This is a genomic window from Bacteroidales bacterium (assembly GCA_041671145.1).
Classification (GTDB): domain Bacteria; phylum Bacteroidota; class Bacteroidia; order Bacteroidales; family JAHJDW01; genus JAQUPB01.
Genome location: JBAZBZ010000014.1, coordinates 1 through 13,634, shown reverse-complemented (window position 1 = coordinate 13,634; position 13,634 = coordinate 1). Strand labels below are relative to the sequence as shown.

Annotated in this window: 4 protein-coding genes; all 4 read left to right on the top strand. The window is 35.6% G+C overall.

Annotation, left to right across the window (positions count from 1 at the left end; genetic code table 11):
- Positions 1-9: 9 nt before the first annotated feature.
- Positions 10-1,209: an ATP-binding protein gene (locus WC223_06565; GenBank protein ID MFA6923900.1), complete on the top strand. Its 1,200-nt coding sequence runs from the start codon at positions 10-12 to the stop codon at positions 1,207-1,209.
- Positions 1,210-1,482: 273 nt separating this feature from the next.
- Positions 1,483-3,324 (top strand): tetratricopeptide repeat protein, encoded by a 1,842-nt coding sequence (locus WC223_06560; GenBank protein MFA6923899.1) that lies wholly within the window; start codon positions 1,483-1,485, stop codon positions 3,322-3,324.
- Positions 3,325-3,872: 548 nt separating this feature from the next.
- Positions 3,873-10,733, top strand: a complete 6,861-nt coding sequence (locus WC223_06555) for a gliding motility-associated C-terminal domain-containing protein (protein ID MFA6923898.1) — start codon at positions 3,873-3,875, stop codon at positions 10,731-10,733.
- Between the two features lie 278 nt (positions 10,734-11,011).
- On the top strand, positions 11,012-13,634 hold a 2,623-nt coding region (locus tag WC223_06550), incomplete at its 3' end, for a hypothetical protein (GenBank protein ID MFA6923897.1).

The following is a 13,634-nucleotide window of genomic DNA, read 5'->3' as shown; positions in this document are numbered from 1 at the left end:
TGTAAATACATGAATATAATTCGCGAAAAATACCTGAAAAAAATAAGACCTTATTATAATAAGCAACTAATAAAAGCAATTACAGGTCAGCGACGGGTAGGAAAAAGTTTTATGCTTCAACAGATAAGAAATGAACTTTTAAGTTTGCACCCTAAAGCTAATATATTATACATTGATAAGGAAAAATATGAATTTGAATTCATTACCAATCATAAAGAACTTATTGCATGGGTCAAACAAAACAGCGTTAAGCATGCGAACTATTTGTTTATTGACGAAGTACAGGAAATTGAAGAATTTGAAAAAGCGTTACGCAGCCTTTTATCCGATGGCATGTATGATATTTATTGCAGCGGCAGCAACTCAAATGTTTTCTCGGGCGAACTTGCCACTTTTTTAAGCGGAAGGCAAATAGAAGTTCGCATACATAGCTTGTCTTATCAGGAATTTATTCATTTTCATAAACTCAAAGACGACAAAAATGCTCTTTCCCTTTTTATGAAGTACGGTGGCTTGCCTTATCTGATAAACTTACCAAAAAATGATGAAATTGTATATGATTATCTCAAGAACATCTATGCTACTATTTTATACAGAGATGTTATAAGCCGGCATCAGATAAGAGATAATGCGTTTCTTGAAAATCTCCTGCTGTTTTTAGCTGATAATACAGGGTGCATTGTTTCAGCAAACAAAATAGCCGATTACTTAAAATCTCAAAGAAACAGCAAAACTGTTTCCGTAGTTATCAATTACCTTCATTATCTGGAACAGGCATATTTTGTTAATGGTGTAAAAAGAAAAGAAATAAGTGGGAAAAAAATTTTTGAAACCGGCGAAAAGTATTATTTTGAAGATATAGGACTAAGAAATGCAATTGGAGGTTTTAAACCCGATGATATTGCGAAGGTGCTTGAAAACATAGTTTATAATCATCTTTCTTATCTTGGTTATAAAGTTTTTGTTGGAAAAGAAGGCGAAAAAGAAATTGATTTTATTGCAGAAAAAAATGGCGAAACGGTTTATTTTCAGGTTGCATATTTACTGAAAAATAACGATGTTGTTAATAGAGAGTTTGGAAATTTACAACAGTTAAAAGATAATTATCCTAAATACGTCATTACTATGGACGACTTACCTTTGATTACATCATTCAGGGGTATTAAACAGATACATTTATTAAAATTTTTAAACAGTAACGAATTTTGAAATAATTATTTTATCTTTGCGCCTTAGGGTCTTTGCGGTTATAAATAAAACTTTTGAAACAACCTCTATCGGTTCGGCATTACCCACTTTGAGCTACGAGTTAGTTATTCAGTTGTCAGAAAAAACATAATCGCTGATTTATTATGAAGGATTATGATAAACGCAGATAAGAAATTAACCTTCTTTCTTATATCCCTTCCTATTGTTAATTGTTCTCTGTTAATTGTCAATTGTATAAATTTTCCTATTTTTACATTTCCAAATCATTCCGCAATGAAAAAAATTATTTTCATAATTTTTATTCTTACATCATACATCATACATCATACTTCTTTTTCTTTCGCAGCCGATAAGGAATCCCTCACAAAAGAACAATCACACGCAATTGACAGCTTAAATTATTTATTAAAAAAAACAAAAAATGACGAAACGAAAGTTGAAATTTATAATAAACTATCAAAAATATATGGTTCCAATTTTCCTAAAAAAGCATACGAATACGCTAATGAGGCATTGTTGCTGTCGGGAAAAATAAATAATGAACAGTTGTATTCCAATTCACTTCACTTGATTGGCGCTACGTGTTTTCAATTAAATAATTACGATAAAGCTGTTTATTACTATCAATTATCTTTAAAAATTAAAGAAAAATTAAAGGATAAGAATGGAATAGCAAGTTTACTGAATAATATGGGAGTTGTTAATTTAAACTGGGGTAATTATACAAAGGCGATTGAATATTATCAAAAATCTTTGAGAATTCACGAAAGTTCAGGGAGCAAACTTTCTGTTGCACAAACATTAAATAATATTGGAATTGTTTATAGAAATTGGAAAAAATATGAAATTGCAATTGAATACTTTCAAAGATCCTTAAAAATAAAAGAATCAATAGGCGATTCTCTTGGAATTGCTAAGACAATGAATAATATAGGAACTATTTATTATATATTGGGCAATTATGAAAAAGCTATTGAATGTCATCAGAAATCTCTTAAAATAAAAGAAAGAGCAGGATATAAAGATGGAATAGCTATATCATTGGGCAATATCGGAGAAATTTATTTTGAATGGGAAAAATATAAAAAAGCAATTGAATATTATCAGAAATCCCTTAAAATATCAAAAGAATTAGGTTCGAAATTCGAAATTGCAGCTACACTTAACAGAATAGGGATTGTTTATAATAAAAATAAGAAATATGATAAAGCATTGGAATATTATACGAAAAGCATTGAGGTTGCCAAATCAATAAATTTTAAAGAAACTGTTATTGATAACTACAAGAACTTTTACGAAGTATATACATCTATGGGCAATTATAAAAAAGCACTTGAGTACCACGAAAAATACATGATTTTAAAAGATTCGGTTTTTACAAAAGAAAGTAATAATAAAATTGATGAGTTTCAGGTTAAATACGAAACCGAAAAGAAAGACAAAGAACTTATACTGAATAATAAAAAGATTGAAATATTACAACGTGATAAAAAAATTAGTTTGTTAAAAATTTATTCACTTGTTGGAATTTTATTACTAATTCTAATAATTGGTGTATTAATTTATAACTGGCAACGGATTAAAACGCTCAAAGAACGTGAAATTGCCGAAAAAAACCGGCAAATTCAGGAAGCACAGAAGGTGATGATGGAAGCAGAAAAAAATCAACTGCAAAAAGAATTAGATTATAAAAACAAAGAATTCATGAATCTGGGCACGCAAATTATTCAGAAAAATGAATTGATGAATGATATAAAAGAAAATTTAAGGAAATTCTCAAAAGACAAAAGTCCCGAAACATTAGTATCCCGCATATATGGTATGACAAAATTATTAAATCAAAAGTTGTATTTAGACCGTGACCGAGAGGAATTTGAAAAACACATAGAACTAATGAACCAGAATTTTTATATGAAATTAGAAAAGCTGTATCCAAATCTTAATGATACTCAAAAAAGGTTAGCTTGCTTACTTAAATTAAATATGTCTTCAAAAGAAATAGCTTCTTTGCTTGGTATTACTCCAAGAAGCGTGGATGTTTACAAAACCCGTCTGAAAAAAATGCTCGGAGTTGAACAGGATACTTCCATTGCCGAATTTCTTACTAACATATAGACACCTCTCAAAAACTCAATATTCAGATGTTTTTTACTCTAATCCTAACTGACGGATGGCTGATTTTCAATGGCTTTCCTTCAGGGATTAAGGGCAAAAAGCCATTGAAAATCATTTTTCGGCAGTTTTCTTGCAAGCAATAATTAATTTTCCTGAAAAGCCCTTCTGGTAAAGCTTAGCATGTAAATAGCATGCTTAATATTAACATTTTTGTAAACATCAAAAATTAGGATTCGCCTTTTTCCTTGTGTAAATTTGTATAATTGATTAACTCAAAAAACATCAAAGTTTATCTTTAAATATACATATTATAAATGAATAACAAAAAAGCTATGAGTAAAGAAAGATTGTTGATAGTTGTTGGTTGTCAGTGTTAATTTTTTTTCTGACAACCAGCAACTAACAACTGACAACTATTTACAATTATACAGTATAACAATCTGTCAATTTAACGATAAAACAACAAAATTAAATGTTCAATGGCTGAAATAAATGTTCGAAAATTTTGCGGTTTCATAAAAATTAACTATCTTTAAAAATTATTTTACATGACAAAAATAACAATACTATCATTAGCCGTACTACTTATAGCATGGGTAGTTAAATTAATAATTAAAGCATTCCGAAATGCAAGAGAAATTGATTATAGTAATGTGAATTTCTATCCCGATAGCGAAGCTCGTCGGGATGCAATTTATCCATTTGAACAGGAAAAAATGAATAACAAACACGAAGTAAAAAATACAAATTATGAAAATCCCAACTTCATACATCGTACCTTATACTTCATTTTATTTCTTTTATTTGCAATCCATCTGCAAGCCCAAACATCTCTGCAACCCGATAATACCGTCACCATAAAGCCCATAATAAAAGAAAGTATTGCCGATAATGAAAATATATCGACTTCTGTAAAGCAGACAGTTCCTATTGTACCAAATTATTCTTCCGTAATTTCTGTTGAAAACAAAAAAAATACTTCTGAAATATTGGCAAAAGCTCAACAATGGCTGTCAAATCAAAACAATAAAGGTTTTATTGAAAACAAAGGGCAGATGATAGATATGGATGGCAATCTTGCTTCACATGTTCTTTTCAGAGCAGAATCTCCCGGAATAATTTTCTGGATTACAGATAAAGGAATAACAATAGAAACCATGAAAATAAGAAAAGAAGAAATACCTGTAAGTAAACTTGATAAGTCAAAAGACGAAGAAATTAAAATGAGGGGTAAGCAGAAAACAAAAAAATTTATTGACTGGGAACGAATTGATGTTGAGCTTAATGGAGCAAGGATTCAAAAAAACAATATAATAAAAGAAATGATGCTTCAAGGTCATTTTAATTATTTTCTGCCAAATTGTCCTGATGGTATTAATGAAGTAAAAGAGTATGAAAAAATTACTATAAAAAATGTTTACAGAGGTATTGACTGGGTATTTTATAGAAAAGAGGATGGTACTCTGAAATATGATTTTATTGTTAATCCAGATGCCGATTACCGGCAAATAGAATTGCTTTACAAAAGCAAAACGCCTGTTAAAATAAATGAATCCGGGCAATTGGAATTATATACTATATATGGCAATATAAAAGAAAATACTCCTGTGAGTTTTTATGATGGCAAAGAAATAAAAACGAATTTTACGCAAAACAATACAAAATCTTTAAAAATAAATGAAGAAGAGGGTTTTGAAACATCTGTTAAGTTTAACATTTCTTCTCTTAATGGAGTAAGTCGTAAAAGCCAGCTTGTTATCGACCCTCAGATTGTATGGCATACTTTGTATGGAAGTAATAATTTTGATGGATTTACCTCTATTAAAGAAGATAACGCAGGAAATATATTTATAGGTGGATATTTTGGTGAACCCGCAATGCCACCTCTTTATAATTCAGGTGATGGTGCTTATTTTCAGGGAACCGGTGCTGGTGGTCATTCCGATGCTTTGATATTGAAATTTTCTCCTTCTGGTATTTTATTATGGGGTACGGCCTATGGCGGAGATGGATATGACCAGATATTAGATTTTGCTGTTGATGCTGCAGGAAATTTATTTGCAACAGGATGTACAGGTTCAACAGATTTTCCGATTTTTGATGCTAGTGGCGGTGCTTATTTTCAGAATACTTTTGCCGGTGGACAATGGGATGCATTTATCTTGAAGTTTAGCAATAAGGGTGTTCGGCTTTGGGCAACTTATTATGGTGGAAACGGAAATATGATTGATGGGGACGATATGGGTAAATCTATTGCAATTGACAGCCATCAGAATATTTTTATTACGGGATACACCAGGTCATCTGCTTTTCCTGTTCAGAGTTATGGCAGTGCATATTACCAGGCAGCAAAAGCCGCAATCTATGGTGATGCTTTTATCCTTAAATTTAATAATTCGGGCGTTCGGCTTTGGGCTACTTATTATGGAGGAGGAGGGACTAATGCAGGACATGTAGCAAACTCTATCACTGTTGATAATTCCGACAACTTTATTATTACGGGTTGTGCTGGTAACGCCAGTATCCCAACTTATAATCCCGGAGAAGGTGCATATTATAAATCAGGAAATGCAGGAATGGGTGATGTTTTTATTTGTAAAATGTCTAATACGGGGACAATGCTTTGGGCAACCAATTATGGAGGTTCTGATTATGACGATGCTTATGGAGTAATTACCGATAATTCCGGGAATATTTTTGTTTGTGGACATACAAGGTCAAAAAAATTTCCTTTGTTAAATCCTGGTAATGGAGCATTTTTTCAGGGCTCTCATGGTGGAGGTTTTGACGATGCTTTTATTTTAAAATTCAAAAGTAACGGCGTTCGGCTTTGGGCTACTTATTACGGTGGTAATAGTCCTGACGGTTATGCTCTTGGTGCCCATCCTATGGCTATTGATAATTGCGATAACCTATATGTTGGTTTTTTAACTATGTCTTCAAATATAACAACTATGACGAATGTTTGTAGCGGATATCAGGATAATTCATATAATGGTAGCGCTCATACCGGACTTCAGGGAGCAGGGTTTGGGGATATATTTCTCACAAAATTCACAAATACATGTGTTTTAAATTGGGCAACATTTTGGGGTGGAAATGGAACAGAAAATCGTATTAACTTACTTGTTAACCGCAAAAATTATTTACTTGCTGTAGGGGAATGTATGATGGAAGGTGAGGGAACTTATGGAGCAACTTATCCCACTCTTGTTAATCCGGGCGGAGGAGCATATTTTGATAATTCATATAATGGGTGGGACGATTCGTTCATCGTAAAATTTGGTTCTGTTTATACTAAAAATCAGGTTGATGCTACTACATGTGCATGCAATGGCACAGCAACAGTTACTATCAGTGGTGCTTGTCCCAACTATAGTTATGTTTGGAGCAATGGGCAGCAAACACTAAATACTTCTTCTACATCAAATACAGCTACTGCACTATGCCCTGGCAATTATTCAGTTACCGTTTCAAGTTATTGTATGCCCGATACTGTTTTATACTATACACTTACCGGAGGAACAGGAAGCATGTCGTTAACCGCCACAGGCAACACAATATGCTCAGGAGTATCTGCAACAATAACAGCAAGCGGAGCCAATTTTTATACGTGGAGTAATAATTCAAACAGTTCAACACAAGCAGTATCACCAACCATTACCACAACATACATTGTAACCGGCTCAGATGGGGCAGGATGTACTGGAACTGCTTCGTGCATTGTAACGGTAAGCAATAACCTCACTTTAACAACAACAGGAAGTACAATTTGCAACGGAAAAACAGCAACAATAACAGTAAGCGGAGGCAACACATATACGTGGAACAATAATTCAAGCGTTTCATCGCAAACAGTTTCGCCTACTATAACTACAACATATTACGTAACAGGAAAAAATGTTTCGGGATGCACTGGAACGGCACAAGCGGTAGTATTAGTCAACCCTCTGCCATACATAACAACAATGGGAAATTTAATATGTGCTGGTAACTCAGCAAATATGATTGCAGGAGGAGCTACGACTTATACTTGGAGTACTAATCAAATGGGTTCAACCATTGCAGTAACTCCAACAATAACTACAACGTATATGGTAACAGGTATAAATGGAAATAACTGCACAAACACAGCCCAAGCAGTTGTAATTGTAAACCCAAAACCAAATATCACAGCAAACCCTGCAACAATATGCAATGGAGCAAGTGTGAATATAACAGCAAGCAACGGAACAACATATACATGGAATACGGGCTATATAGGTAATCCGTTAAATGTCATGCCCGCAGCAACAATCACATATACGGTGACAGGAACCGATGGCAATGGCTGCACAAATACCGTACAGGCGATAGTAACCGTGAATAACAAGCCGAATGTAACAGCAACCGGAGGAACAATATGTACAGGAGGGAATATAAATATTTCGGCAAACAATGCAACAACATACACATGGAATACGGGCTCAACAAATAATCCATACAATGTAAATCCGACATCAACAACGATTTATTCGGTAACCGGCACAGATGCCAATAGCTGCACAAATACATCACAGGCAACAGTAGCCGTGAATAACAAGCCAAACGTAACAGCAACCGGAGGTTCTACTTGCCCTGGGTCGCCAATAAATGTAGTTGGAGGCAATGGTACGAATTACACATGGAGCACGGGGTTTATCGACAACCCTTTAATTGTAACGCCAACAGCAGCAGCTACATATACAGTTACGGGAGTGGATGTTAATGGCTGTACGAATACTGCACAAGCCACGGTTTCATTGAACCCCACTATTTCAATCAACACAACGAATCCTGCTATTTGCTTTGGAGCAACAACAGTTGTTTCTGCATTTAATGGAGTATCATATACATGGAACATTTCTCTGACGGGCTCAGATATAACAGTTGCTCCAACCTTAACAACAACATACACAGTAACAGGAGTAAATGCATCGGGATGTTCAGGAACCGGACAGGCAACAGTAACCGTAAACCCAAAACCAATCATAGCAGCAAATGGAACAATAATCTGCAACGGAGCAAACGCAAACATTACAGCAATCAATGGAACAACATATACATGGAATACGGGATTTATAGGTAACCCGTTAAATGTTACCCCATCAAATACAACAACGTACACAGTAACCGGCACAGATGCAAACCAATGCACGAACATAGCAACAGCAGCAGTAACAGTGAACCCGAAGCCAGATATTGCGGCAAACGGAACGACAATCTGCAATGGAGCAAGTGTAAATATTACAGCAAGCAATGGAACAACATATACATGGAATACGGGCTTTATAGGTAACCCGTTAAATGTTACACCGGCAAATACGACGACATACAGTGTAACGGGTACAGATGGAAGTGATTGCACAAATACAACGCAGGCAATAGTAACAGTAAATCCGAAACCGACAGTAACCGCAAACAGTCCGATAATATGCGACGGAGCAACAACAACACTGACGGGCTCAGGAGCGACGACATACACATGGAGTCCGGGAGGAGCGGGCACATCAATAGTAGTAACGCCAACCATAACAACAACATATACGGTAACCGGAACAGATGGGGCTGGATGTACAAACACAGCAGTAGCAACAGTAGCGGTAAATGTAAAACCAAACATCACAGCAGCAGGAGGAACAATCTGCAATGGAGGAAATGTAAATATTTCGGCAAGCAATGCAAACACATATACATGGGATACGGGCTCAAATAATAATCCATACAACGTGAGTCCAACGGCAACGACAATTTATAATGTAACAGGTACAGATGGGGAGGGATGTACAAATACAGCACAAACAACAGTAACAGTGAACCAAAAACCAAACATCACAGCAAACGGGACAACAATATGTAACGGAGCAAGTGTAAATATTACGGCAAGCAATGGAACAACATATACATGGAATACGGGCTTTATAGGCAATCCATTAAATGTTACCCCTGCAAATACGACGACATACAGTGTAACGGGTACAGATGGAAGTGATTGCACAAACACAACGCAGGCAATAGTAACAGTAAATGCAAAACCGAATGTAACCGCAAACAGTCCGATAATATGCGACGGAGCAACAACAACACTGACGGGCTCAGGAGCAACAACATACACATGGAGTCCCGGTGGAGCAAGCACATCAATAGTAGTAACGCCAGTTGCAACAACAACATATCAAGTAACCGGCACAGATGGCAATGGATGCACAAATATAGCAACAGCAACAGTAACCGTAAACCCAAAACCAAACATCACAGTAGCAGGAGGAACAATCTGCAATGGAGGAAATGTAAATATTTCGGCAAGCAATGCAAACACATACACATGGAATACGGGCTCAAACAACAATCCGTACAATGTGAGTCCGACGACAACGACAATTTATAATGTAACGGGTACAGATGGGGAGGGATGTACAAATACAGCACAAACAACAGTAACAGTAAACCCAAAACCAAACATCACAGCAAACGGGACAACAATATGTAATGGAGCAAACGCAAACATTACAGCAATCAATGGAGCGACATACATATGGAATACGGGCTTTATAGGCAATCCATTAAATGTTACACCGACAACAACAACGACATACAGTGTAACCGGTACGGATGGCAATGGCTGTACCAACACTGGCTCGGCGATTATAACTGTTTATCCAAATCCAGTTATTAGTGAAATTGTAAATGATGAAATTTGCCTGAACAACAGTGGCTCAGTAAAGATAGATACAAGCGGAGGAGCATCATATACTTATAGCTGGAACAATGGAAAAACGACAAATCCATTAGACAGCTTATCACAAGGCACATATACAGTTACGGTAACAGATTCACATAACTGCAAGTCCGAAAAAACAATAACAGTAAACAACATAGGAATATATCCGAATGGCGAAGCAGCCGTTGATTCAATAAAAGGATTAATAACACATGTATTCAAATATGCATGGAATGGTAATAGCGGAAATACATACGATTGGGATTTTGGAGACAGCACGCACAGCACATTGGAAAATCCCACACATATATATGAAAAAACAGGAAAGTATCATATTAAAATAAAAGTTACAACACAGCAAGGGTGCGAAAGCGAATACGACTTGTATGTTGAAGTAATAAATCCATCGGATATCGAAGTATTCAATATTACAACACCCAATTCAGATGGGCTTAATGATATATTTAAAGTTAAATACAAAGGAGAATTTTCGACATTCAGCATGATGATTTTCAATCGCTGGGGAGTAAAACTATTTGAAACATCGGATATTAACAGCGGCTGGGACGCAAGAAATCATTCCGATGGAACATACTATTACATAATAAAAGCAAAAGCTACAGATAATAAGGAATATGATTTTCACGGAAATGTTACTGTAATCAGATAAGAAAGTTTAAAGTTTAATCTCTGAAGTTTCAGGAATTGTCAAATTGCTAAATTGTTTAATTGTTGGGTTTGACAATTAAACAATTTAACGATAAAACAACAAACCACAAATTTTTTAAAAGGTAATTTACTTTTATTTAACTATTCCATACGTTTATTTATTTATACCATACGTACAATTAACCGCCGTTTTTGAAAGCAACCTTTATTATACTTTTAATGTCTTATTCATAAATATATAAGAAGTAATAACTTTAAAAAATATTTATATTTTGTATTATGAAGAAAAATTATTTTTTTACGGGATTAGTAGCATTATCATTAGCATTGCTATCATTTATTGCAAACGGGCAATCACAAAATAAGGGATGGACCATTGGCGCAGACCCATTCAAATCCAATGTTTTTGTAGAAAACCTCGGACAGTTTGACACGTGGATAAATGCAACTTCAAGTGCTTCTGATATAAAATACGTTGTTTGCAACAGCGACCTGGTTTTTTTTAAATCACGGGAAATTACTTTTAAATTTATTAAAACTAACAGTTTTAGTGACGAAGAACGCATAGAACGTAAAAAAAATAAACTCCCTAAACCAGTTCAGAAAACAATTCTTGTTACCATGAAATGGCTTGATTGTAATACGAGTGCCGTATTAGAAACAGAAACACAGGCAGAAGGTTATTATACTTATGGTGAGCCCGGATTCGAACAAATAAAGGCAAAAGGATACAAAAAACTTACTTACAAAAATCTTTACCCGGGAATAGATGTTGAATACATCGTACCGGAAAAAGGAGGGATAAAATATTCATTAATAGTTCAGCCGGGAGCGGACTTAAGTTCAGTGAAAATGAGCTATACCGGTGATATTGAAAAGATAAAAATTGATAATAATGGAAATATCATAATAAAAACAGAAGCAGGTGATATTACAGACCATGCGCCACAAAGTTTTTATAAAGCAAGCAAAACAGCAGTATCCTCATCTTTTGAACTAAAAGAAAATACAGTTTCCTTTAAACTCGAAGCTAAAAGCTCAAAGCTCGAAGCTATTGTTGTAGACCCATGGACAACCACTCCCTTCAGCGGAACCACCAAAGCATTAGATGTTGACTATGATAATTTCGGAAATGTTTATATTTCTGGAGGTGATTTCCCTGCTTCAAAAAGCAGAATTGCCAAATACTCTCCTGCCGGCGTTTTGATTTATTCCTATACATGCCCTAACGGATGGGAAAATCCGGGAACTTATTATTATTATTCTGAACCCGCTGTCTTAAGACACTCCGGAACTGTTGTGAAAGGTGAAGGAGGCATTAATTCTTTGGCAGGTATACCGTTAAAGATACTTAAATTAAACAGTGCGGGTGTAATGTCAGGACCTTACAATACGGTTTTGGCTGCACAACAGCAGGAAATATGGTGCATGTTTTATAATAATTGTACAAACCGGCTATACGCATTTGGTGGAGGTGTTCCATCAAACAATAATTTACAGATAGTTGATACCACAGTTGCAAGTCTTGGGGTGAAAAATGTAAACAGTAATACAACATACAACTCTAATGATGTTGTGGACGTAGTTCAGGATGATAATGGGGATGCCTATATATTATTTGCATGTTTATATGCTGTGGGGAAACACCCGGATAAATATTTAATGAAATGCCCGGGACCTAATTATAATCCGCCTGAAACATGGGCAGTACCTACAGGATATGCTTTCAATGAATGTAAGAACATGGGTTATATTTTTGAGTTAAGCGACCCTGTCAATACGCTAAACTCAAATGCATTTAATGCTCTGGCAGTAAACAAAAATTATTTGTTTAGTTATGATGGCAAAACACTGAAAGCATGGGATAAAACTAATGGCACAAATATTGGCAGCATTGTGGTTGATGCTTCTTACCTCGAAAGAAGACGGGGAGGGATAGATGTGGACAGATGCAACAATGTTTATGTAGCCGGGGATAATAAAGTGCATGTTTTTAGTTTTGATGGAAGTACTTTTACTCCCTTATCGCCCATAACAACAAATATTACAGGCGTAGTATATGATTTAATGTTAGACCCTATACGTAAAAATTTAATGGTTTGCGGTAAAAATTTTCTTACAGTAAACAATGTGGACATACAAATATGTAATAGCGATACTTTATCTTTTGTTACATCATGCAGTGTAGGCAATGTTGATGTATGTGTTTCCATGGAGGGAATCCCTCCGTTCACATATAAATGGAGCACAGGCGCTACCACCAGTTGCGTTAATGTTTCTCCGGGCACATATATTGTAACTGTTACGGATAATTCCTGCACACAAAATATTAAAGTTGATACAGTCAATGTTGCATCTGGCGGAACACCACCGACAATAACAGTTGCAGCTAACCCAAGCAGTATTTGTGCGGGAAATAACACAACACTGACAGCAAGCGGAGGAGCAACATACACATGGAACAACAGCTCAACAAACAATCCTTTAAGCGTTTATCCAACAACTAATACAACATATACAGTAACCGGCACAAATACAGGCGGCTGCACAAATACTGCTACAATAGCAGTAACAGTTAATCCTTGCTTTGTGGTAGTTGTAAACTCCGGCACAATATGCAGAGGAAACTGCATGACATTAACCGCCACGGTGAGTGGAGGAACAGCTCCGCCCACGTATACATGGAATACGACACCTGCACAAAACGGAAGCAGCATCAGCGTTTGCCCCACGGCAACAACTGTATATACAGTTACAGCGAAAGATGCACTTGGTCAAACAGCAACAAATACGGGTACAGTAGCCGTAACCCCCTTACCTGCAATAACAGTAAATAATCCATCAATCTGTCCTGGAGGAACAGCAACGTTGACAGCAAGCGGAGGAGAAACATACACATGGA